Below are 23,359 nucleotides of genomic sequence, written 5' to 3'. Positions count from 1 at the left end.
GTCCTGCTGCCCGCAGGGACGCTTAGCCCGTCAGGCTGTCGCGCAGGTTCTTCTTCATGACCTTGCCGTTGGCATTGCGCGGCAGCGGCTCGGTACCGATCGAGATGGTCTCAGGGACTTTGTAATCCGACATGCGTTCGGCGCACCATGAACGCAGCGTCGGCGAATCGATCTCCGAGCGGACCACCACAACGGCATGAACGCGCTCGCCCAGCACCGGGCAGGGGCGCGCGACGATGGCGCTTTCGATCACTGCGGGATGACCGGCGAGCACCGACTCGACTTCCGCCGAATAGATCTTGAGACCGCCGCGGTTGATCATGTCCTTCTGCCGGTCGAACACGCGCACGAAGTTCTGCTCGTCGATCGAGCCGAGGTCGCCGGAATGCCAGTAACCGGCGGTAAAGCTCTCCGCCGTCGCGCGCGGATTGTTCCAGTAGCCCTTGATGACCGATCCGCCGTGGATCCAGAGTTCGCCGACTTCGCCGCGCGGTAGTTCGCGTCCGTCGGCGCTCATCACCATGATATGTGCACCGGGGCAGGGCAGGCCGACGCTGTCGCCGTGGCTCGCGGTGAATTCCGGCGGCATGACGGTTGAAGGGGATGATGTTTCGGTCGATCCGTAGGCATTGACCAGCTTCAACCCGGGAAGTTTCTCCGCGAGTTTCTGGATGGTTGCGACCGGCATCGGCGCGCCACCATAGCCACCGACTCGCCAGGCCGACAGGTCATAAGAGTCGAAATCGGCCTGCAGCAGGCACAGATTATACATCGCCGGCACCATCACCGTCTGTGTGGCGCGTTCGCGCGAAGCGATATTCAGGTACTCCGCGGCTTTGAACTCCGGCACGATGATGAGCGCACCGGCGCAACGCGCCATGCTCATGATATTGGCCGCGATGCCGGTGACATGCGCGAGCGGAACGGCGGCGATCGAGCGGTCCTTGTGGGTCAGTTCGAGGCAGGCTTCATACACCATCGCCGAATGGATCAGATTGCAATGCGCCAGCATCGCGCCTTTGGGTCTCCCCGTCGTCCCCGACGTGTACAGGATCATCGCGGTATCCTGCTCGTCCACTGCTGCCGGTGATTGCGAGGCGTCGGTTGCGACAAGATCCTGAAACGCCAGTGCGCCCTCGGTGGGGCTGATCGACACGCGGTGAAGCAACTCCGGAAGTTCGAGTTGATCGGGCAGGCGGTCTGCCATGGCGTCTTCATAAATGAGAAGCTTCGCGCCGCAGTCGGTCAGGACGTAGGCGATCTCGGGCTTTTGCTGGCGCGTGCTCAGCATTACGCTCACGAGGCCGAGATGGGCTGCGCCAAACAGCGCCAGCACGAATTCGTTGCGGTTGCCGAGCAGCAGCGCGATCCGGTCGCCGGGCTTCAGACCGATTTCCTTGAAGCCCGCCGCGATCTGCATGGATTTCTGCGCGACCTCGCGCCATGTCATCCGCTCAACGCCGCAGATCAGGGCGTCGCTGTCGGGATGTCGTGCGGCCGCATCGGCGACCATCGCCCAGATATTCGCCGGCCGGTTCTCGAAGGCAGGCACGACGCGATCGCCGAAACGGGTTTCCAGCCGCATTGCTGGAATCGGATATTGCGACCAGTCCATCGTCGTGTCCTGTCCTGACCTGCAATGTCAGGCTGTAAGGTTGGCTCCGCGCTCGATCACGAATTCAGCATCGAACAAAGTATGCGAATGATTCAAATCGGATTGAGACATCAAGACAGTTAAACCTTTGCCCTTGAGCGAGGCAAGCACATCGGAGATGCGTTCGGACAGGGCAGGTGCGATCCCCTCGAATGGCTCATCGAGCAGCAGGCATTTTGTTCCGATGCCGAGCGCGCGGCCGAGCGCAACCAGCTTCTGTTGTCCGCCGGAGAGCAGCAGCGCCTTGCGGTCGCGCATGGTGGCCAGTTCGCTGATCACCTCGTAGACGAAGTCCAGCCGCGCCTTGCGATCGACATCCTTCGCGACCCACAGCGGCAGCAGGATGTTTTCTTCTACCGTCAGTTGCGGCACCAGTCCGCGATCTTCCGGCATGTAGCCGATGCCGAGACCGGCGCGGGCATGACGCGGCAGGGCGGCCAGATCCTCGCCACCGAAACGGATCGTGCCGTGCTTGGGTGCGAGATGCCCCATGATCGAGCGCATCAGTGTGGTCTTGCCGGCGCCGTTGCGGCCGACGAGACTGACCATGGCGCCCTCAGAGAGGTGCATGGTGAAGCCGCGCAGCGCGGGCATTGACTGGATCTCGACCGCGAGATTGTCGATATCGAGCAGCGGGCGGGCGGCGGTCATCGTGCGCCTCCTGTCACATAGCGGCGCACTTCGTTGTCTTTCAGCACGGTTGACGGCTCGCCGTCGGCCAGGATGCGGCCGTTGTAGAAGGCGACCACGCGGTCGGCATACTTGCTGACGATATCCATGTCGTGCTCGACGAAGACGATGGTGGCGGCTTCTTCCGACACGGCGTGAATGACGCGGTCCATTGTCGCGAATTTCTCCTCCGCAGAGACGCCAGAGGTCGGTTCATCCAGCAGCAGCAATTTTGGACGCCGCGCCAAAGCCATGGCGATATCGACCAGCTTGCGGACGCCGCCGGCCAGTTCGGCCACCGGACGGTCCGCGTGGCCAGCCAGGCCGAAACGGTCGAGCAGTGCGACGGCCTTGTCGCGGCGGTCGCCGCTGTCCGCAGGAGCGGTCACCGAGAGCTTTCCGCCTTCCGCGCTGGAGACGGCAACGGTGAGATTTTCCGCGGCGGTCAGTTCGATGAAGAGCTGCGGGATCTGGAACGAGCGCGATATTCCCAGTTTGGCGACATCGCGCGGAGAACGCCGTCCGATCGGCGAGCCATCGAGTTCGATCTCGCCGCTGTCGGGCTTCATGTAGCCCGTCACCATGTTCACGAACGTCGTTTTGCCCGCGCCGTTCGCGCCGATCAGGCAGAGCTTCTGTCCCGGCGGAATCTCGATGCTGATGTTGTCGGCGGCGACCACCGCGCCGAAACGCTTCTGCAGTCCGCGGACGGAAAGGACGGGCTTCATGATGTCGCTCCTGTCCCGGCGGTTGCCGGTTCGGGAGGCGCTTCCGTGGTGCGTTTCTTCCGGTTCCAGAGCGATCCGATGCCGCGCGGAAGGAACAGGATGACGGCCAGCAGGAAGAAGCCCAGCACGAGTTGCCAGGTATTCGGCAGATAGAGGTTGGAGAACGAGCGCACCAGTTCGAGCACAAGGGCTGAAATGAACACCGCGGCGACGCTCTGTGTGCCCGCGAGCACCGCGATGAAGACGAATTCGCCGGATGTGGTCCAGTAAGCGAATTCCGGATCGATATGCCGCTGGGCCATCAGGGCAAGCGCGCCGCTGGCGCCGGCGAATGTTGCCGCGATGATGAAGTTGATGGTGACGATGCGGTTCGCGGAGGTGCCGAGATATTCGACACGAAGGTTGTTCTCGCGCACCGCCAGGCTTGTCAGCCCGAACTGCGAGCGGAACAGGATCGTTGCGAAGATACCCGCGAGGCCGGTGGCGACGACCGATACCGCGTAGAGCATGAAGTCTGCCTCGCGCGGATCGTTGAACACCGCGCCGAACAGGGTGGGGCGGCCGACGTTGAAGCCGTCCGAGCCGCCGAGCACGGTGGTCTTGACCAGCGCGCCGTAGAGCACCATCGACAGCGCCAGCGTCAGCATGCCGAAGAAGATGCCGGTGTAACGGGCAATGAGCGGGCCGATGATCAGGCCGAGCAGACCGCCGAACACCGCGCCGATCAGAACCTGCGCGACGGCATCCGTCAGGCCCCAGCTATGGGCGATAAGAGCAACGCCATAGCCGCCGCCCGCATAGAACAGGCCTTGCCCGAACGAGACGTTGCCGGTGCGCGCCAGCACGACGATGCCGAGCGCGACAAGAGCCTTCGATGCGGCGACGGTGGCGAGCGACAGCGTCCACGCCGGAATCACGCGGCCGAACAGCACAGCGAGCACGACGAGGCCGAGAAGAACGAAAGGATTTGTGGCGTATTTCATCAGATCCGCCTCGCGGTTTCACGGCGGAACAGGCCCTCGGGTCTGAACATCAGCACGGCGGCCATAATGAGATAGATCATGAACAGTTCGGCCTGTGGCAGCAGATGGACCGACGCGGCACGCGCAAGGCCGACAAGGATGGCGCCTACGGCTGCACCCTCGACGCTGCCGAGGCCGCCGATCACGACAATGGCGAAGCTGAGAATGATGATTTCGGAGCTCAATCCCGGCTGCACCGAAATCTTTGGCGCGGTCAGGCCGCCGGCCAGTGCGGCGAGCATGACACCGAAGGCAAAGGCCAGCGCGTAGACGCGATTGATCTTCACGCCCATGCTGGCGCTCATTTCGGCATTGTGGATGACCGCCGTGACGATCTTGCCGGTGGTGGTGCGATTGAGACCGAACCACACCGCGAAGCCGATGGCCGCCGACAGCGGGATCAGCATCAGATCGTAGCCGACGTAGAACAGCCCGGCGAATTCGGCATTGCCGAACAGTTCATAAGGCTGGTTGGCATAGATCGGATTGACGCCCCAGATCAGCTTGGTGGCGTCTTCGAAGATCAGAAATACGGCATAGGTCACGAGGAGCAGCACGACCTCATCGCGGCCATAGAACAGCTTGATGAGTCCGCGCTCCATCAGCAGGCCGATTGCTGCGGCGATCAGGGCCACCGACACCAGCATCAGGATAAAGCCAAGGCCCGGAGGAACCTTATGCGCGGTAGCCATGGTGACGGCGGTCGCGGCGAGATAGGCGCCCAGCGCGTAGAAGCCGCCGTGGGCGATATTGAGAATCTTGAGCACGCCGAAGACGAGGGTTAACCCCAGCGCCACGACGAAAAGCCACGATGCCTGGATCAGGCCGTCGAGGATGACCGTGAGAAAAGTGTTCATGTGTCCGTGCAAGCGATCATGAGGTTGTTGTCATTGCGTTATCCACGGGTCATCCCGGCGAAAGCCGGGATCCATCACCCCTGGATTATCCATTGAAAGTCCGTCGCACGCACATCGAAAAAACTTCGATGACAGGGAGTATGGGTCCCGGCCTTCGCCGGGACGACCCGTTGTGTATGACGAGAAGACAAAGTGTCAGTCAGCCTGCAAGACTTACTTGCACTTGTCGTTCTTCATTCCGCCCTTGATCCAGTCGATCGCCTTCACGCCCGGAGGCGGGTTAACGCATTCGGCTTCGAAGTTGACGATGTCGACCAGGTCCACGCGCTTCTTTTCTGCATTGTACTTGGTGCGGCTGAACGAGATCGGCTGGATGGCCTGATGACCGTCGCCGTTCTTCATCTGAATCAGTCCGCCCGGGCTCTGCCACTCGGAGCCGGTCATCGCAGCGACCAGTTCATCGGCGCTCGGCTTTTTGCCGCCGTTCTTGGCCATTGCTTTCTCCACCGCGTTCTTCACGCCGAGGATCGACTGCGTGACGCGATAGGCGGCCTGCACGGGATAGGCACCGTGGGCCTTTTCGTAGCCGTTGAAGAACCACTCGTTGAGCGGGGTCTTCGGCGACATCAGACCATAGGAGCCGCGTGCGCCGATGATGACGCCGTCGGGCATCTTGTCGCCGAGCGGCGGCAGCACGTGGTCGGCGGCGCTGAGCACGAGCTGGCTCCGCTTGGCGAGGCCGCGTGGCACCGATTGCAGAACGAAGGCCTGCAGATCGCCGCCCCAGAGGCTCGAATAGACGACATCAGATCCGGCCGACACCAGCGCGGAGACTTCGGTGCCGTACTGGCCAGCGCCGAACTTCGGCAGCAGGTCAGCGCCGAGCTTCGCATTGGGATAAAGCTGAGCCGCGGCCGCGACGAAGTCGGCCCGGCTGTCCTGGCCCCAGGCGTAATCCTGGTTGATGGCCGAGAACGTATCCATCTTGATGTTCTTCATCTTCATGTAACGGATGAGCCCGACGTTATCCTGGGTGGCGTGGGCGGCCGTGCGGAAGACGTAGTTGTATTTGGCTTCTTCGAAGATGCGCGGCGTTCCGCAGTCGAACAGGAACAGCGGCTTCTTCAGCTCTTCCGCGATGGGAGCGACCGCGAGGCAGTCGCCAGACCCGATATAGCCGATGACGGCATCGACATTGTCGCGCTGATAGAGGTTGCGCAGTTCCTGCACCTGCTTGGTCGCGCCGCCGTTCTCGTCGATGATGATCGGCTCGATCTTCATGCCGCCGAAGCCGACCTTATTATAGGGCGCGGGACCGGCGCCCTTGTTCAATTCGCCGATGACGAATTCCGCAGCCTTGCCAGCGGGAACGCCAAAACTTTCTGCTGCCGGACCCGACAGGAAGGTGACGATGCCGACCTTGAAGTTTTCCTGTGCCGATGACGGGCCAGTGAGCGCCAGAAATGCGGCCGAGCAGGCCGTCAGCATTCCAAGGGTTCGCGTGAAGCGCTTCATATTGTTCCTCCCGAATTGTCCGGTCGCGCCGGCTCTTTGTGTCCGCGCCCGTTTGCCGGGCGTCAGTGGTTCAATGACAGCTTAAGCGGGCTTTTGGCGCACGTCTATGATCCGGTTCGCCGGACGGTGCGACGAAAGCTTGCACTTCTAACGAGTTGAAGCGGTCTTGCAGAATTTGCACAAGGTATTTGCAGTAACGCCAATCAGGACTGACACATTCCAGTCAGGCAGGTGCGCGTATCGCGCGTTCGTGTGGCGAACCGGTTGCCGTGACGGATTGTTGTGTCACGCGACGCGCTTCTTCCTGAGCTTGCCGTTGACCGCCTGCTTGCCGGATGACGTTCTGGCTCGCCCGTACTTCTTCTTCGACAGCTTGAACTGGGTGTAACCGAGCACTTGCTGCATCGCCGCGCGTGCCTTCTCAGCGTTGCCCTCGCCGATGGCGCGGGCCGCGATGGCGTGGTTCGGCAGGTTTTCGTGAAACCAGCCCGGACTGCCGGTGGCGACCATGAAGACCGCGCTGAGAATGGTGTCGATGGCGCCGCGGAAACCTTGCAGCACCGGATTGTGCGTGGCGTCGATGATAGCCAGGTGGAATGCCTTGTCGGCGATGATGGCGGTCGGCACGTCGTGCGAGGCCTCCATCGCGGCGAGCGCCGTCATGATGCGCTTGCGATCTTTCGCCGTCGCACGTTCGGCGGCGAGGGCGGCGGCCGCGGGCTCGATGATCAGGCGGACTTCCTGGAGCGCAAGCAGCAGATCGCGGTTCGGCTCTTCCTTGCTGATCAGCCAGCTCAACACGTCACGGTCGAGCAGGCTCCAGTCGCCGCGTGGCCGCACATGGGTGCCGTGGCGGGGCCGCACGCTGACCAGCCCCTTGGCGGCGAGCGTCTTGATCGCTTCGCGCACCACGCCGCGGCCGACGCCAAAACGGCTCTCGAGGTCGTGCTCCGGCGGCAGCGTCGCGCCAACCGGAATCAGATCCTGCGCGATCTCGCTGCCGAGCGTGCGCAGCACGGCCTGAATGCGGCCCGGCTTGATGAGCTTGCTGACTGGTTTTGGACGGGGTTTTGCGGGCGACTTCATTTGCCAAGGCTAGCACGCGGGCATTCACCGCGACAATCATCCGATGTTTGGCATCGGATGGATATTAGTTGCTGCGATGCAGGGGGCTGACCAGTTCTGATGCGTGAAATAGCGCAAATAGCCTGGAATCGCAATCGGCAGCGTGTGCGCCGCCGCATTCGCGAATTATTGCATGCGCTGGAGCAGAACGTAGGGCTGGCCGTCCTCGGAGCCGATGCTGGTCTCCACCTCGAAGACCTGCCTGATCATCTCGTTGGTGATCGTCTCGGTAGGGCTTCCGTCAGCGGCGACCATTCCCTTGCGCAGAACAATGATGCGATCCGCGAACCGGACGGCGAGGTTGAGATCGTGCAGCACCGCGACCACGGCGGTGCCGGTGCGTGCCCGTTGCTTCGCTGTTTCAACAAGATTGATCTGGTGGCGCAGGTCGAGGCTGGATGTCGGCTCATCGAGCAGGAGCACGCCGGGGCCATGGTCGGCTTCGCCGCAGGCCAGCTGCACCAGAACACGCGCGAAGTGGGCGCGCTGCTGTTCGCCGCCCGACAGCGTCGGCAATTCGCGGTGGCGGAACGGCGCGAGATCGAGTTCGGCAATGGCCGCATCGACCAGAGGGGTTGCGACAGTGCGGGGGCGATCGCCCGCGCCCATGGCTACGATTTCCTCGACGGTGAAAGGGAAGGAGACGTTGACATGCTGGGACAGCATGACGCGATGGTTCGCCAACTCGCGCGAGGAGAACGAGGCGAGATCGCGGCCCTTGAGGCGGACGCCGCCGCCGGTGCAGCGAAGATCGCCGGACAGCAGGCGCAGCAGCGTCGATTTGCCGGCGCCGTTCGGCCCGACGATGGCGACGGTCTCGCCGCCGCGAAGCTGAACGCTGACGTTATCGAGCAGTGTCGCCTGCCGCACTTTCATGCAGATCGCGTTGGCTTCGATCATGGCGGGGGCGTGCGCGGTCATGATCCGATCAGCGCCCGCTGCCGCAACAGGATGAACAGGAAGAACGGCGCGCCGAGCACTGCGGTCAGAATGCCGATAGGCACTTCGGCGGGAGCTGCCAGCACGCGCGCAATGGTGTCGGCGAGAATAAGCAGAATGGCCCCGAGACAGACCGAGGCGGGCAGCAGCAGCCGGTGGCCGGGGCCGATCACGATCCGCAGCAGATGCGGAACGACGATGCCGACGAAACCGACCACGCCGCAGATCGACACGGCCACGCCGGTCATCGCGGAAATCAGCACAATCGAGATTTTCTTCAACCGTTCGACATCCACACCGGTGTGAAAGGCTTCCGCTTCTCCGAGCACCAGCACGTCGAGACCACGCGCGATCAGCGGGATCGCCAGCAGCGCAAGCAGTGCGACCGGCGCAACCACCCCGGCTTTCGGCCAGGTCGCGCCGCTGAGCGAGCCGAGCAACCAAAAGGTGATGTCGCGCAACTGGCGGTCATCGGCGACGAACACCAGAAGCCCGATGCCCGCGTTGGCGATGGCCGCGATGGCGAGGCCGGCGAGCAGAAAGATCGCGACGGAGGTGCGGCCCTCGCGGCTGGCGATCTTGTAGAGGATCGTGGTGGTGATCAGCGAGCCTGCAAACGCCGCGACAGGCAGCAGTTCGAATTGCAGGAAGCGGAAGCTTGCGCCCCATGCGCTGTCGGAGATCACGATGGCGGACGCCGCTGCGAACGCGCCGCCGCTCGATACGCCGACCAGCGCCGGATCGGCGAGGGGATTGCGGAACAGGCCCTGCATGATGGCGCCGGACAGCGCGAGAAGACCGCCGATCATGCCTGCGACCGCGATGCGCGGAATCCGGATCGACCACAGCACAAGTTCATCGCGTGCCAGCATGGCGGGATCGGCGTGGCCGATGTTGAATCCCAGCGCAGCGGCAAGACGGGGAAGCGGAATTCCGGCCGCGCCAACCGTCGTCGCCAGCAGCGCGACGGCGAGAACACCGGCGATCAGAACGGCATAAACAAGAATGGCCGAAGGCCGCATGGAAACACTTGGGGCGAGAGGGCGTGGCGTCGCGGACGCTGCTTCGGCCGTCGTCATTTATGGCAGTCGACGGTCAGCGTCGCCGGCTTCCATGTCGCGGCCTTGTCGGTGAGGTCGGGATAAAGCGACAGCGCCAGATCGCGGGCCGCGGCCGCGGTGCGCGGACCGAAGCCCAGCAGATAAAGTCCGTCCATCGCCACGAACGATTTCTTGGCAGCGGCAGGTGTCAGCGCAAACGACGGATTGGCGAACACGGTCTGAGCGTCGAGCTGCTCGCGGCCGCGCTGCATGGTGAGAATAACGTCAGGCTTGGCCGCGACGATGGCTTCGTCATTGACCGGCTTGTAGCCCTCGAACCCGTCAACTGCATTGACGCCGCCGGCGAGCTTGATGATCTCGTTTGCCGCCGTCTTGTGTCCTGCCACCATCGCGCGGCCGTTCAGGAACGACATCACGAACATCACGCGCGCAGGCTTCTTGACGCTGTCGCGCAGCTTCTTCAGTTCGGCAAGGTCGCCGCTGACCGCCGCGGTGAGACACGCGCCACGGGCGTCGGCGTCCATCGCGTGCGCGACCATCTTGATCTTATCGATCAGGCCTTGCTCGGTGTAGGTTTCGGGAAACGACACGAACGGAATTTTCGCTGCGTCGAGAACGTCCAGCGTTTCTTTCGGGCCGGAGCCTTCGATGGCGAGGATCAGTTGCGGGTTGAGGCCGAGCACGCCTTCTGCGCTCAGCTGCCGCATGTAGCCGACGTTCGGCTTTTCGCCGAGCGCCTTCGGCGGGTAAAGACTCGTGGTGTCCACACCGACGATCCGCTCCTCGAGGCCGAGCGCATACAGAATTTCCGTGATCGCGCCGCCGATCGAGACGATGCGCGACCGGTTGCCGATAGCCACGTCGCGGCCACGGGCATCATGGACGACGATGCTTTCGGCGCGGGCGGTCGCGAACGGGACAGCGCTCACGCAAAGGCCAGCGGCGAGGGCGAGCGTGACGCCGAGCAATACGCCGGTCGTTCGTGGTGCGGGCATTCTGCAGTTCATTTGGTCAGGATCAGCTTGTTTTGCGAGGTCAGCCGCAAGCGATAGGTTTCCTCGCCATGCGAGATGGTGATCTCGCGCGAGGACACGAACAGGTCACGGCTCTGGATACGGTTATCCGTCAAAGGGATCGAACGCTCAATTAGAGTCGTTCTAGATTGATCGCCGGCGTCTTTGCCCGAAATGCCGTCGGGGTCTTGGGGAGAGCCAGCATTCATCCGCTTTGCGAGTCCTGTTCGGAAAGTCTTGGTTGTTCTTATGTTTGTCGGCGGGCGAATTCCAACACTCCAGTTTACAATAGGTTTAAACTGACCGTTGGTTGGCTTGACCCCGACGAGGCATTTTACGAAAAGTGGCAACACGTTGGCAGTGGTCAACGGATTCCAAGATAGCCAGCCAGCCGCCCTTCGGGCGACGCCCGCCAGCCGCATCACAAAAAGCATCAAGAAGATTTGGGGCTGTCATGTCTGGGCTGAACGCGCGCGCGTGCGCGCTGTTACTATCTATGTCTATTGTTGCGCTGGGAGCGGTGGTTGTCGTTGGGCCAGTGCATGCGCAATCCGCTGAAGCGTCCAGCCAGGCTGTTCAACCGGCCAAGCCGAAGCCGATCAAGCGCAAGCGCGCCGGTGCGCCGATGGCGGAAGTGCCTGTGCCGCAGGCGAAGCTGATGAACGCGAACGCCCAGATCGGACAGCCGGTATATCAATCACTCGACGAGATCACGGTTGCCGCGACGAAGACCCAGGAGCGTGCAATCGATGCGCTGGCGCCGGTCAGTGTTGTGACGCTCGAACAGATCCAGGGGCGCAATGCCTCCACGGTAGGCGACCTCGTCTACAATGTTCCCGGCGTCTGGTTGCAGGACCGCGGTGACGATCCGTCGACAGCGATCAACATTCGCGGCTTGCAGGATTTCGGCCGCGTTGCGGTGGTGGTCGATGGCGCGCGTCAGAATTACCAGCGTACCGGCCACAACTCGAATGGCTCGTTCTTCCTCAATCCCGAACTGATCGGCGGCATCGACATCGTGCGCGGTCCGACCGCCAATATCTATGGCTCGGGCGCCATCGGCGGCGTGGCCTCGTTCCGCACCAAGGACATTCAGGATGTGGTGCGTCCCGGTGAGCGCTGGGGCCTCGATACCAACACGGTGTTCGGCACCAACAGCGGCCGCGCGCTCGGATCGATCTTCGGCGGTGTGCACGTCAATTCGAACGTCGATGTGTTCGCAGGCGGTACCTACTCGACGCAGAACAACTACAAGGATGGCCTTGGAGTCACTGTCGAGAATACCGCGCAGCGGCTCTCAAGCGGTATCGCAAAACTGACAGTGCGTCCTGCGGATGGGCATGAGATCAAGCTCGGCGGCATCTTCCAGGAAGACATTTATAACGTTGGTCAGCCGCGTCGGCCGGTGGGGCAGCCTTTCGCGCAGCCAGGAGCGGCGGGCAACGGCACATCGGTCTATGCGACCAACCTGAAGAACTACACCACCACGCTCGGCTGGAAGTACTCCCGGCCCGACGACCAGATCTTCGACTGGGATGCCAAGATTTACTGGAATCGGACCGATAGCCAGCAGGTCAAGACCCTGCACAACTCGACAGCGGCGACCGGCAATTGCATTGGCGGTCGGCCGGGCAACAGCATCACCGGCTGCGTCGGCGATCAGCGCAGTTATCTGATCGACACGTTCGGGTTCGACTTTCACAACACGTCGCGTTTTGAGACCGGCGACTGGCGCCACGCCGTCACTTACGGTGGAGACGGCTTCCGCGACAACGTTTCGACGGCGGACAAGAGCGGCAATTCCAACAAGACCACGCCCGGCGGCGAACGCACAGTCACCGGCGCCTTCGTCCAGTGGAAGACCAACTACACCTCGCTGTTCGAAATGGTCAGCGCGATTCGGTACGATAACTATCAGCTCAGTTCATCGGCAGGTTCGGCCAGCGGCGACCGCTTCTCGCCGAAAATTACCATCGGACTTCTGCCCGCGAGCGTCGTGACGCCATATGTCAGCTACGCGGAAGGCTATCGCGCGCCCTCGATCACTGAAACACTGGTGGATAGCGCCCACGTCGCAACCGGTGCCGGGCAGGGTGACTTTTCGATCTGCCCGGACGGCACGCGCGGCTTCTTCTGCTTCCTGCCGAATCCCAATCTGCGTCCCGAGGTCGGCAAGACCAAGGAAATCGGCGTCAACATCAAGAAGAATGATCTGTTCAGGGCCGGCGACAGTTTCCGCGGCAAGCTGAATCTCTTCCGCAACGATGTCGACGACTATATCGACAGTGTCCAGTTCACCGGACCTCCGTTCAATTCCTTCCCGCCGATTCCAGGTGTGTTTCCGACGACGTATCTTCAGTATCAGAACATCGCGCATGCCCGGATCCAGGGCTTCGAAGCCGAAACGATGTACGACGCCAACGACTATTTCGTAGGCGTGTCGCTGACGCTGCAGGAAGGCAAGAACACCCAGACCAATATCGGCCTCTACAGCATCCAGCCGCAGAAGGTGACGACGACGGCTGGCCTGCGCTTCCTCGACAATCAGGTGATACTGTCGGCGATGTGGACGTCGGTGAAGAGCAACACCGATATTCCGGTCACCTATCTGCCGGGCACATCCTACGACCTGGTCAACCTGTATCTGCAAGTGAGACCGACCAAGGATTTCGCGCTGAACTTCTCGGTCGAGAACCTCCTGAATCAATACTACCGGCCTTACGCTATTCCGCGCGCCGCCGACTTCACTTCGCCGCAGAACGACGTGCTCTGGGCCAGCGCTGGCGCGGGCATCGTCTACAAGGCCGGTCTGAGATACCACTTCGGAGGAAGCTGAACGCAGAACGCTCAATAACTGCTTTTCGAAAAGCAAACAGGACAATGCCGCGCAGAGTTTTCTGCGCGGCATGTGGCGTTTTCAGAAACGCGCCCTGTTATTCGAGACTTTGATAACCGGCCGTTCGGCCTTACAGTAAGACAAACAGGAGAAGACCAATGTTTATTGCTATGAACCGTTTCCAGGTGAAGACCGGCTCCGAACAGGCGTTCGAGACCGTATGGGCGACGCGCGAGTCGTATCTCAGCGAGCTTGCCGGCTTCGTCGAATTTCACTTGCTGCGCGGCCCGGTGGCCGAGGATCACACGCTGTATTCGACGCACACGTTGTGGGCCGACAAGGCCTCGTTCGAGGCGTGGACCAAGTCCGAGCAGTTCCGCAAGGCGCATGCCCGCGCCGACAACCAGACCGGCCCGAGCCTCTACCTCGGCCATCCGAAGTTCGAAGGCTTCGACATCATCCAGAGCGAGCGCAAGACCAGCGCCGCGGCTTGAGAGGGCAATCCATGCTGAGCACCGATTTGGCCGATCTCAAGAAACATATGGCGGAGAACCCCGGCGGCGTCATCGAGGACGTCGCGCGGGAGAAGAACGTCACGGCGCGCGCCGTGATCGAGGCGTTGCCGGAGGAGATGCGCAGCTTCGCGCCGGGCTCCGCGTTCGTGGCTGCGATGCAGGACATCGCGACATGGGGCGAGGTGACGCTGATCATCCATACCGAGGACGGCATCTTCGAGGTCACCGAGCCTGTCGGCGGCGGTGAGATCGGACGCGGCTACTACAACATCATGAAGCCCAAGGGCATGCACGGCCATCTGCGGCATGAGCGCTGCGGCGGGATCGCCTTCGTCGAACGTCCATTCATGGGCAAGTCGTCGGCCTTCGCGGCGTTCCTCAATGTCGATGGCGGCGTGATGTTCAAGGTCTTCGTTGGGCGGGATGAAGCCCGCGCGCTCAAGACCGATCAGCTCGAGAAGTTTCGCGCGCTGGCGAAGACGCTGGGATAATTTCACGTGCGTCGTCCTGGCGAAGGCCGGGACCCATCATCCCTGTCGGTGTTGTTGCGAAGACGTGCTCAACCAATTTGCCTCAATTGCAGAGGCCGGTGGTTATGGGTCCCGGCCTTCGCCGGGACGACCAAGATTATAAAAAATGGCCGGGGTTTCCCCGGCCATTTTCTTTGCAGAAGTTGCGACCGAAGCGATCCGGCTTGGAGGGGCAAGGACCGGACCGCTTCGTGTCGCGGGCGCATCGCTGTCACGGGCAATGCAGCTGTGCGCCATCTCGTGGCCCGCTCAGTGAGCAGGCTATTCAGCAGCATCCTTCAGCGCATGAGGCGCGGGGTGTGCTGCGGGGATCGGCTCGATCGAGCTTACGCCGTGCTGGGCCAGCGGCTTGTTGCCGGTGACGCCACGCAGCAGCACGTAGAACACCGGCGTGAAGAAGATGCCGAACGCCGTGACGCCGATCATGCCGGAGAACACCGCGATGCCCATGGCGTGGCGCATCTCCGCGCCGGCGCCGACCGATGTCACCAGCGGCACCACGCCCATGATGAAGGCGATCGACGTCATCAGGATCGGCCGCAATCGCAAGCGGCTGGCCTCGATCGCCGCTGCGATCGGCGTGCGTCCGGCAAACTCAAGTTCACGTGCGAACTCCACGATCAGAATCGCGTTCTTGGCCGACAGCCCGACCAGAACGAACAGGCCGATCTGGGTGAAGATGTTGTTGTCGTTGCCGGTGATCCAGACCCCGAACATCGCGGCCAGCAGCGACATCGGCACGATCATGATGATCGCCAGCGGCAGCATCAGGCTTTCATATTGCGCAGCGAGCACCAGGAACACCAGCAGCATCACGATCGGGAAGATGTAGAGCGAGGTGTTGCCCGCGATGATCTCCTGATAGGTCAGGTCCGTCCACTCAAAGCCGATGCCCTTGGGCAGCGTCTCGCTCGCGATGCGCGCGACGGCGGCTTGCGATTGACCGGTGGAATAGCCCGGCGCGGTGTCACCGTTGATGTCGGCGGCGAGGAAGCCGTTATAGCGCATCGCGCTTTCGGGGCCGGCGGTGGATTGCAACCGCAGCAGCACCGACATCGGGATCATATCGCCGGTCGTCGAGCGCACCTTCAACTGGCCGACATCCTCCGGCCGCGCGCGGAATTTGCCGTCGGCTTGCACGCGGACCGAATAGACGCGGCCGAATTTGTTGAAGTCGTTGACGTAGTACGAGCCGAGGTAAACCTGCAAAGTCTCGAAGATGCTGGTGATCGGCACGTTGAGCTGGCGCGCGCGGGTGCGGTCGATGTCCGCATAAAGCTGCGGCACGTCCACCTTGTAGCTCGAAAACAATCCGGTGAGCTCGGGCGCCTGTGCTGCTTTGGCGAGGAAGGCTTTCTTGGCGTCGTCCAGCGCCTCATAACCCAGCCCCGCCTGATCTTCGAGCTGCAGCTTGAAACCGCCGGTGGTGCCGAGGCCGTCGACCGGTGGCGGCGGGAGCATGGCCACGAAGGCGTCTTGAATGACTGTATATTTCTTATTCAACTCCGCGGCGATAGCGGTGGCGCTCAACGAAGGATCCTTGCGCTCGCCGAATGGCTTGAGCGTCGAGAACACGATGCCGGCGCTTGACGAGTTGGTGAAACCGTTGATCGACAGACCCGGAAACGCCACGGCGCTCTCGACACCGGGCTGCTGCATGGCGATTGCCGACATTTGCCGCATTATCTCTTCGGTGCGGTCGAGCGTGGCGCCTTCCTGAAGCTGGGCAAAGCCGATCAGATATTGCTTGTCCTGCAGCGGCACGAATCCGCCGGGCACGACCCTGAACAGAACTGCCGTGACGCCGATCAAGACCAGATAGACGCCCATGACGGCGGCCTTGCGCGAGATGACCCGCTTGACGCCGCCGCTATAGGAATCCGAGGCTTTCAGAAAGACGCTGTTGAACCGCCGGAAGAAGCCGCCGAAGATCCTGTCCATGCCGCGGCTGAGCGCATCTTTCGGCTGATCGTGCCCCTTCAACAGAAGGGCCGCGAGTGCCGGTGACAGCGTCAGCGAGTTGATCGCGGAGATCACCGTCGAGATCGCGATGGTCATGGCGAATTGCTTGTAGAACTGGCCGGTCAGACCGCTGATGAAGCCAAGCGGCACGAACACCGCCACCAGCACCAGGGCAATGGCGATAATCGGTCCCGACACCTCGTTCATGGCGCGATAGGTCGCATCGCGCGGCGACAAGCCTTCCTCGATGTTGCGTTCGACGTTCTCCACCACGACGATGGCGTCGTCGACCACGATGCCGATCGCCAGCACCAGGCCGAACAGGCTCAGCGCATTGATGGAATAGCCGAACAGCAGGAGCACCGCGAAGGTGCCGATGATCGAGACCGGCACGGAGATCAGGGGAATGATCGAAGCGCGCCAGGTCTGCAGGAACAGGATGACGACCAGTACCACCAGCGCGATCGCTTCCAGCAGGGTGTGGATCACGGCTTCGATCGAGGCGCGGATGAACCGCGTCGGATCGTAGGCGATGCGGTAATCGACACCCTCGGGCATGTTCTGTTTGATCTGCGTCATCACCGCGTGGACTTCGTCGGCGATGGCGAGCGCGTTTGCGCCGGGAGATTGGAAGATACCGATGCCGACGGCTGATTTATTGTCGATCTGTGAACGCAGCGCATATTCGGAAGCGCCAAGCTCGATCCGCGCAACGTCGCGCAGGCGAGTGATTTCGCCATTCTGACCGGTCTTGATGACGATATCGCCGAATTCCTGCTCGTCCTTCAGGCGGCCCTGCGCATTGAGCGGCATCTGCAGGGTGATGTCCGTGGAGTTCGGCGCGCCGCCGACCGTACCCGCCGCGGCCTCGACGTTCTGGGCCTGGATTTCGCGGGTGATATCGCCGGGCGACAGGCCGAGCTCGGCGACTTTTTGCGGATCGAGCCAGACACGCATCGCATAATCGCCGGCGCCCCAGATTTGCACTTGGCCGACGCCACGAATGCGGGCAAGGCGATCCTTGACGTTGATCACGCCGAAGTTGCGCAAATAAGTGGTGTCGTAGCGATCGTTCGGCGACAACAGATGCACCACCAGCGTGATGTTCGGTGAGCTCTTCACCGTGGTGATGCCAAGCTGGCGTGTCACCGCCGGCAGCCGCGACTCCGCCTGCGATACCCGGTTTTGAACCATCTGCTGCGCGAGGTCGGGATTGGTGCCGAGGCGGAAGGTGACGTTGAGGGTCAACACGCCGTCGGTCGTCGCCTGGCTGTTCATGTACAGCATGTTTTCGACGCCGTTGATCTGCTCCTCGAGCGGCGTCGCGACCGATTCGATAATCACCTTCGGATTGGCGCCGGGATAGAGCGCGCGCACGGTCACGATGGGCGGCGCGACTTCCGGATATTCGGAGATCGGCAGTGCGGGCAGGGACAGCAGCCCCGCAAGCAGGATCAGCGCCGACAGCACACCGGCAAAAATCGGCCGGTCGATGAAAAATCTCGAGATATTCATGACGTCATCTCATTATTGGTCTTGTTGCTGCGCTTTGCCTGGCGCGACTTCCTGTAAGTGCCACGGCGAACATGCCGCGCCGTCATCCTGAGGTGCTCGCTCTTGCGAGCCTCGAAGGATGGCAATTGTTCAACGCTGCCGCCCTTCGAGGCCTCCGCTTCGCTACGGCACCTCAGGGTGACGGCGCGCATCGCGGATGATGTTTCTTGAGTTGTTCGCGTCAGTTGGTGTCCATCGCCACGACTTCAGGCGCGACAGGTGCGCCGGGGCGAATGCGCTGCAAGCCCTTGACCACAATCTGCTCGCCCGGCTTCAGGCCGGCCGTGACCACGCGCAGGCCGTCAACGGCGACGCCAAGCGAAACTTCGCGATACTCGGCCTTGTTCTCCTTGTTCACGACCATCACGTACTTTTTGTTCTGGTCGGTGCCGACGGCGCGTTCGTTAATCATCATCGCGCGTTCGGTTTTGGGCTGGCCCATCTGCAGGCGGACGAACTGTCCGGGGATCAGGCGGCCATCCTTGTTGTCGAAGATGGCGCGGACCCGCACCGTGCCGCTGCGCGCATCGACCTGATTGTCGATCAACTGCATGTGGCCTTCGAACGGCAAGCCGTTGCTGGTCGCGGTGCCCATCTTGACTGGAATGCGGCCGGTCTTCGATGCCGCATCGTCCTTGCCGAGCGAGTCGAGCGCACGCAGCACGATCTGTTCGTCGGCGTTGAAGCTGGCATAGATCGGCGTCGTCGAGACGATGGTGGTCAGCAGCGGCGAACCGGGACCGGCGGCGATCAGGTTGCCGACGGTGATCTCGCGCTTGCCGACCCTGCCGGTCACAGGCGCGCGGACTTCGGTGTAACCGAGGTTGAGCTGCGCGGTCTTGAGGGTGGCCTGCGCCGCCTTGAGGTTTGCTTCCGCCTCGCGATAGGCGTTGATGCGGTTGTCCTGATCGCGCTGCGAGATGGTCTGCGATCCGCTCAGTTGCTGGCCGCGTTCATAATCGCTCTTGGTGAAGACGAGACGAGCCTGCGCAGCGGCGACCTGAGCGTCTGCGCGGGCGACCTCAGCGGCGTAGAGTGCGGGATCGATGACGACGAGAACATCGTCCTTCTGAACCAGCGCGCCTTCGCGGAAACGGATTTCCTGGATCGCGCCGGCGACACGCGAGCGGACTTCCACCTGCTCGATGGCTTCCAGCCGGCCCGAGAATTCGTCCCAGATTGCGGTTTCCCGCTCGGCGACACTGGCGACGGAGACGGGGGTTGCGGGCGGTGTGGCCGCGGCGGCGGAATCAGCCTTGGCGCGATTGTTTGAGGTCGTGAAGACCAGAGTTCCCGCGGTCGCCAGGATTGCCAGACCGATCCCGGCGCCAATCAGGCTTGTTCTTTTTGAAAGGCTTTTCATCACGAGCTTCCCATTTCATTGCATCCGCGCCGATACGCGAAATGCTGTAATTTCAATACGTTGCTGGGGAGATCGCGACCGGCGAGAGAATAAAAGTTCCGATTTGCCCCGCGTCGCGATGCATTATTGCTGCATCGCAACTGTAACGTTCGGTATAAATGGGACTTGGACTTTCGCCGTCAAGGGACATATCTAACGAAAGGTACAAATTCAGAAAGGTTCTTACCGTGGCCATGGGACGCCCCCGTGAATTCGATCTCGATCAGGCTTTGGAAAACGCGCTGCACGTTTTCTGGGAGAAGGGATACGAGGGCGCGTCGATGACCGATTTGACGGAGGCGATGGGCATCACCAAGCCGTCGCTCTATGCCGCGTTCGGCAACAAGGAAGAACTATTCCGCAAGGCGTTCGACGCTTATGCCGATGGGCCCGCCGGTTACACCAAGCTGGCGCTGCAGCAGCCGACAGCGCGCGCGGTGATCGAGCATCTTCTCTACGGCGAAGTCGACGCCGTGACCGATCCGGACTGTCCGGCAGGATGTCTGTCCATCAACGGCGCGCTGACCTGCGGAGACGCGGCGGAGTCGATCAAGCAGGAGCTGGTCGCGCGGCGCGCGAAATTTGAAAGCGATCTGCGTGAGCGGTTCGAGCAGGCGCGGTCCGATGGCGATCTTCCCGTCCATGCCGATGCGGAGGTGCTGGCGCGTTATGCTTCCACCATCGCGCAAGGAATAGCAGTTCAGGCGGTCGGCGGGGCCAAGCGCGACGAACTCAAGAAGATCGTTGAGGTGGTTCTGATGACCTGGCCGCCGGTCGCAGCACAATAGAAGGCAATCATGACCGACAAGATCGACTACATCGAATTTCCCAGCACCGACCGCGCGCGAACCAGCGCGTTTTTTCAGGCGGCTTTCGGTTGGGGCATTGTCAGCTACGGTCCGACCTATGACGCGCTCACTGGCGCGGGAATTGATGGTGGTATCGATCAGGCGCCGGAACGGGTCGCGGCACCGCTCGCCGTGGTGCGGACCACGGATATCGACGATGCCGAACGGCGCGTAATTGCCGCCGGCGGCACAATCACCAAGGCACAGTTCGATTTTCCCGGCGGGCGGCGGTTTCATTTCCGCGAACCGGGCGGAAACGAAATAGCGGTGTGGATCTCGCGCGATTAGGTTTGCGCGGCATCGCTGGCTTTAGCCGCAGCGAGAATGCGCTGCGCCCGAAGCCGAACCGGCGCATCGACCATCATGCCGTCGACCGACACGGCGCCATCGCCCGAATTCGAGATTCGAATCGCCCATTCGATGTCTTTTTGCGATGGCCGGAATCCCTTGAGTGTCGGCGCGATCTGCTTGGGGTGAATGCAGAGCTTGCCGCCGAAACCCATCAATGCGGCATAACGCGCGTCGTCCTCGACCAGTGCGGGATCATCGAACGACGGCGTCACGCCTTCAAGCGGTGATGGCAACTGTGCAAGTCTTGACGCCAGCACGATCTCGGCACGCGCCATCAGCAACGCGTCGCGGTCCATGCTGCAACCGACATCGGCGCTGAAGTCGATATAGCCGAACGCGAGCCGGCTGGAATGACGGGCGACCTCGCGGACGCCTGCGACGCCGTGCGCCGATTCTATCAGCGAAATCACCGGCAGATCGCCTAATACAGCACGCACGCTTTCGAGATGTCCCGCAGTCTCTGCCTTCGGCAGCATGATCCCGGCGATGCCGAGGCCCTTCATCGCCACAATGTCAGCCTCATGCCAGCGCGTTGCGAAAGCGTTGACGCGGACGATTGAATTGGGGGGCAGGGAGGCCGCAACCAGCGTCGCGCGGGCGGCGTCCTTCTCGTTCGCGGCCACGGCGTCCTCAAGATCGATGATGACGCCGTCCGCGCCGGACCCTGCTGCCTTGAAATAACGGTCGGGCCGGGTGGCGGGAACGAACAGGGGTGCGAGGAAGCCGATGGACGAGGAAGATGTCATTCAGGGGACTCTTTTGATTGCGCAGGACGCGGGATTGAGGCTGTTTAAGCGCGGACCGCAGGCTGATGCAACCGCGATAGGTTCTTCAATGCGTTTGCATTAGGGGGACCGCCCGCCGTATGTTGCGGCCCGTAAGAACGCGGTTTTCAGACGACATCAAGCCGGTGACGGAGCAGACGTGACAGCAATTTCCATGCGTATCGGAACGCGCAAAAGTACGATGGCGCTTGCGCAGACCGGGGAAATTGCACGCCAGCTCGAAGCTGCCGCGCCGGATCTGAACGTCGAGATCGTCAAGTTCGAGACGCGCGGCGATCAGGATCAGGTCGGCTTGCTGCTGCCGCATGGCGGCAAAGGCGGCGCATTTGTCGCCGAAATCCGCGCAGCGGTGATCGCAGGAAAACTGCACGCGGCGATGCATTCCCTGAAGGACATGCCGGGCAACGAGGACACGCCGGGCCTCGTGATCGGTGCGACGCTGTCGCGCGATCCGCCGACCGATGCGCTGGTGCTGCGCGCGGGCGTCACGTTCGACGATCTGAAGCGCACCAAGGGCAAGGGCTTCAAGATCGGCACCAACGCTGTGCGGCGCGCGGCGTACGCGCGGCGGCTGTTTCCCGAGATCGAAGTGATTCACTTTCGCGGCGCGGCCGATACGCGAGTGCGCAAACTCGACAATGGCGAGATGCAGCGGCTCGCAGAAGGCGGCGAAGTCGGCCCTGCGGATGCGCTGATCATGGCGCGGTCGGGATTGGAGCGCGTCGGGCTTGCAAGCCGCATCGCCCACGAATTCACTGCGCGAGAAATGCTGCCGGCGGCGGGGCAGGGCATCGTCGCGGTGGAATGTGCAGTGAACGATTGGCGTACACGGCAATATCTCGCGCTGATTGACGATCCCGCCGCGCATCTGTGCGCCGATGCGGAGCGCGAGGTGCTGTGGGTGTTGAACGGTCACTGCAATTCGCCGGTTGCGGGCTTTTCGACGATCGACGGCCGCGAGATGTCGCTGACTGCGTCGGTGCTGGATCTGGAAGGCGATCAGTTGCTCGAAGCGACGCGCACCGGCCCCGCCGACAAGCCGCGCGAGCTTGGTCGCGCGGTGGCGTTCGATCTGCTGGCAAAGGGCGCGGCAGAGATCATCGAGAGATCAAGGCCGGTTTAACCAGCGCAGCGCTGCGACCGTCCTGTGCTACCATGATGTTCAGGAACTGGACCGGTCTGCCGAAATGAAATCAAACACCTCGATGGTGCAGCGTCTGCGATCGCGGCTCCGCAGTCTCTACGACGGTGAATCCGCCGACGCGCATCGATTCCGCTACGGTTTGCTGATCTTCGATACTATCTCCATCATTTTTATCGTTACGACCTCTTTCATTCCCGGAAACGCTTACGTTGAAGTCGCCGATGTCGGCTTTGGCCTTGTCATTCTCGCCGACTTTCTCGCCCGCCTTTTCATCGTCGAGAAGCCGTGGCGCGAATTCCTGCACCCCGTCACCTGGGCGGATATTGCAAGCATCGTTTCATTTTTAGCGCCGTTGGCGGGCGAGCAGATAGCCTTCTTGCGCGTGCTGCGGACGTTGCGGTTGATGCGTAGCTATCGTTTGCTGGCGCGGCTTCGTGCCGATTTCCCGTATTTCCGCGCGAACGAGGAGATCATCATCGCGGGGATCAACATTGCGGTCTTCCTGTTCGTGATGACCGGCCTCATCTACGCGACCCAGCACGCCACAAACCCTGCCATCACCAATTATCTCGACGCGCTCTATTTCGCGGTCACCGCGCTGACGACGACCGGGTTTGGCGACATCACGCTGCCCGGCACGGTGGGGCGGCTGATTTCCGTCGTCACCATGATTTTCGGGGTGACCCTGTTTCTCGGCCTGGTACGCGCCATGCTGCGCCCACACAAGGTCCGCTTCCCCTGTCCGACATGCGGCCTGCTGCGACACGACGTCGATGCCGTGCACTGCAAGGCGTGCGGCGAACTGCTGAACATTCCGAACGAGTAGCGCGGTTCGGCGCAGCGTTGCTG

Annotated in this window: 21 protein-coding genes; 7 read left to right on the top strand and 14 right to left on the bottom strand. The window is 62.1% G+C overall.

The annotated features are described in order from the left end of the window. Window positions 1–22: 22 nt before the first annotated feature. From HNQ36_RS03590 to HNQ36_RS25915, 11 genes are all read right to left on the bottom strand, one after another. Window positions 23–1,615, bottom strand: coding sequence for a class I adenylate-forming enzyme family protein (locus HNQ36_RS03590; RefSeq protein ID WP_184082548.1), 1,593 nt, complete (start codon window positions 1,613–1,615; stop codon window positions 23–25). A 27-nt stretch (window positions 1,616–1,642) separates the two neighbouring features. Further along, window positions 1,643–2,305 carry an ATP-binding cassette domain-containing protein gene (locus tag HNQ36_RS03585; RefSeq protein ID WP_184082547.1) on the bottom strand — a complete coding sequence of 221 codons (663 nt, stop codon included), beginning with the start codon at window positions 2,303–2,305 and terminating at the stop codon, window positions 1,643–1,645. Beyond that, window positions 2,302–3,051: an ABC transporter ATP-binding protein gene (locus tag HNQ36_RS03580; RefSeq protein WP_184082546.1), complete on the bottom strand. Its 750-nt coding sequence runs from the start codon at window positions 3,049–3,051 to the stop codon at window positions 2,302–2,304. Before HNQ36_RS03580 ends, HNQ36_RS03585 begins: the two co-directional genes overlap by 4 nt. Then, window positions 3,048–4,034 (bottom strand): branched-chain amino acid ABC transporter permease, encoded by a 987-nt coding sequence (locus tag HNQ36_RS03575; protein ID WP_184082545.1) that lies wholly within the window; start codon window positions 4,032–4,034, stop codon window positions 3,048–3,050. The genes HNQ36_RS03580 and HNQ36_RS03575 overlap by 4 nt, the downstream gene beginning before the upstream one ends. Further along, window positions 4,034–4,930, bottom strand: coding sequence for a branched-chain amino acid ABC transporter permease (locus tag HNQ36_RS03570; RefSeq protein ID WP_046829325.1), 897 nt, complete (start codon window positions 4,928–4,930; stop codon window positions 4,034–4,036). Before HNQ36_RS03570 ends, HNQ36_RS03575 begins: the two co-directional genes overlap by 1 nt. 213 nt (window positions 4,931–5,143) lie before the next feature. Beyond that, a complete protein-coding gene (locus HNQ36_RS03565; RefSeq protein WP_184082544.1) occupies window positions 5,144–6,445 on the bottom strand; it encodes an ABC transporter substrate-binding protein in 1,302 nt (433 codons plus the stop codon). 285 nt (window positions 6,446–6,730) lie between these two features. Further along, window positions 6,731–7,531, bottom strand: coding sequence for a FadR/GntR family transcriptional regulator (locus HNQ36_RS03560; protein WP_046829327.1), 801 nt, complete (start codon window positions 7,529–7,531; stop codon window positions 6,731–6,733). 165 nt (window positions 7,532–7,696) lie between these two features. After that, complete coding sequence (locus tag HNQ36_RS03555) at window positions 7,697–8,491, bottom strand: heme ABC transporter ATP-binding protein (RefSeq protein WP_184082543.1); 795 nt, start codon at window positions 8,489–8,491, stop codon at window positions 7,697–7,699. Further along, window positions 8,488–9,588: a FecCD family ABC transporter permease gene (locus HNQ36_RS03550; protein ID WP_246395230.1), complete on the bottom strand. Its 1,101-nt coding sequence runs from the start codon at window positions 9,586–9,588 to the stop codon at window positions 8,488–8,490. Before HNQ36_RS03550 ends, HNQ36_RS03555 begins: the two co-directional genes overlap by 4 nt. Next, window positions 9,585–10,565, bottom strand: coding sequence for a heme/hemin ABC transporter substrate-binding protein (locus HNQ36_RS03545; protein WP_246395229.1), 981 nt, complete (start codon window positions 10,563–10,565; stop codon window positions 9,585–9,587). Before HNQ36_RS03545 ends, HNQ36_RS03550 begins: the two co-directional genes overlap by 4 nt. 8 nt (window positions 10,566–10,573) lie before the next feature. Further along, on the bottom strand, window positions 10,574–10,792 hold the full coding sequence (locus HNQ36_RS25915) for a hemin uptake protein HemP (protein ID WP_210311927.1): 219 nt from the start codon (window positions 10,790–10,792) through the stop codon (window positions 10,574–10,576). A 245-nt stretch (window positions 10,793–11,037) separates the two neighbouring features. Here HNQ36_RS25915 and HNQ36_RS03535 point away from each other — a divergent pair, with 245 nt between their 5' ends. From HNQ36_RS03535 to hutX, 3 genes are all read left to right on the top strand, one after another. Beyond that, the gene (locus HNQ36_RS03535; RefSeq protein ID WP_184082540.1) at window positions 11,038–13,419 is read left to right on the top strand and encodes a TonB-dependent hemoglobin/transferrin/lactoferrin family receptor; all 2,382 of its coding nucleotides are present in this window, start codon (window positions 11,038–11,040) and stop codon (window positions 13,417–13,419) included. Between the two features lie 158 nt (window positions 13,420–13,577). Continuing rightward, window positions 13,578–13,913, top strand: a complete 336-nt coding sequence (hmuQ, locus tag HNQ36_RS03530) for a heme-degrading protein HmuQ (RefSeq protein WP_184082539.1) — start codon at window positions 13,578–13,580, stop codon at window positions 13,911–13,913. Window positions 13,914–13,924: 11 nt separating this feature from the next. Further along, window positions 13,925–14,425 (top strand): heme utilization cystosolic carrier protein HutX, encoded by a 501-nt coding sequence (hutX, locus tag HNQ36_RS03525; RefSeq protein WP_184082538.1) that lies wholly within the window; start codon window positions 13,925–13,927, stop codon window positions 14,423–14,425. A 300-nt stretch (window positions 14,426–14,725) separates the two neighbouring features. Here the strand turns inward: hutX and HNQ36_RS03520 are convergent, their stop codons facing one another. Together HNQ36_RS03520 and HNQ36_RS03510 are read right to left on the bottom strand one after the other, a co-directional pair. Next, window positions 14,726–17,941 carry an efflux RND transporter permease subunit gene (locus HNQ36_RS03520; RefSeq protein ID WP_184082537.1) on the bottom strand — a complete coding sequence of 1,072 codons (3,216 nt, stop codon included), beginning with the start codon at window positions 17,939–17,941 and terminating at the stop codon, window positions 14,726–14,728. A gap of 220 nt (window positions 17,942–18,161) precedes the next feature. Continuing rightward, window positions 18,162–19,343 (bottom strand): efflux RND transporter periplasmic adaptor subunit, encoded by a 1,182-nt coding sequence (locus HNQ36_RS03510; RefSeq protein WP_184082535.1) that lies wholly within the window; start codon window positions 19,341–19,343, stop codon window positions 18,162–18,164. A gap of 227 nt (window positions 19,344–19,570) precedes the next feature. Here HNQ36_RS03510 and HNQ36_RS03505 point away from each other — a divergent pair, with 227 nt between their 5' ends. Both HNQ36_RS03505 and HNQ36_RS03500 read left to right on the top strand, forming a co-directional pair. Next, window positions 19,571–20,170, top strand: a complete 600-nt coding sequence (locus HNQ36_RS03505; protein ID WP_184082534.1) for a TetR family transcriptional regulator — start codon at window positions 19,571–19,573, stop codon at window positions 20,168–20,170. Window positions 20,171–20,179: 9 nt separating this feature from the next. After that, the gene (locus HNQ36_RS03500; RefSeq protein ID WP_184082533.1) at window positions 20,180–20,518 is read left to right on the top strand and encodes a VOC family protein; all 339 of its coding nucleotides are present in this window, start codon (window positions 20,180–20,182) and stop codon (window positions 20,516–20,518) included. Here HNQ36_RS03500 and HNQ36_RS03495 read toward each other — a convergent pair. Then, the gene (locus HNQ36_RS03495; RefSeq protein ID WP_184082532.1) at window positions 20,515–21,327 is read right to left on the bottom strand and encodes an HpcH/HpaI aldolase/citrate lyase family protein; all 813 of its coding nucleotides are present in this window, start codon (window positions 21,325–21,327) and stop codon (window positions 20,515–20,517) included. The genes HNQ36_RS03500 and HNQ36_RS03495 overlap by 4 nt on opposite strands. A 193-nt stretch (window positions 21,328–21,520) precedes the next feature. On the opposite strand from HNQ36_RS03495, the gene hemC reads away from it, so the two are divergent. Next, entirely contained in the window at window positions 21,521–22,489 is a 969-nt protein-coding gene (gene hemC, locus HNQ36_RS03490) for a hydroxymethylbilane synthase (protein ID WP_184082781.1), read from the top strand. 64 nt (window positions 22,490–22,553) lie between these two features. Next, complete coding sequence (locus HNQ36_RS03485; protein WP_246395227.1) at window positions 22,554–23,336, top strand: potassium channel family protein; 783 nt, start codon at window positions 22,554–22,556, stop codon at window positions 23,334–23,336. Window positions 23,337–23,359: the final 23 nt, after the last annotated feature.

Origin of the sequence: Afipia massiliensis, assembly GCF_014203115.1 — a bacterium.
In the GTDB taxonomy this organism is placed as follows: Bacteria; Pseudomonadota; Alphaproteobacteria; order Rhizobiales; family Xanthobacteraceae; genus Afipia; species Afipia massiliensis.
The sequence above is the reverse complement of the archived record's forward strand: the minus strand, read 5'-3'. Positions and strand labels throughout refer to the sequence as shown.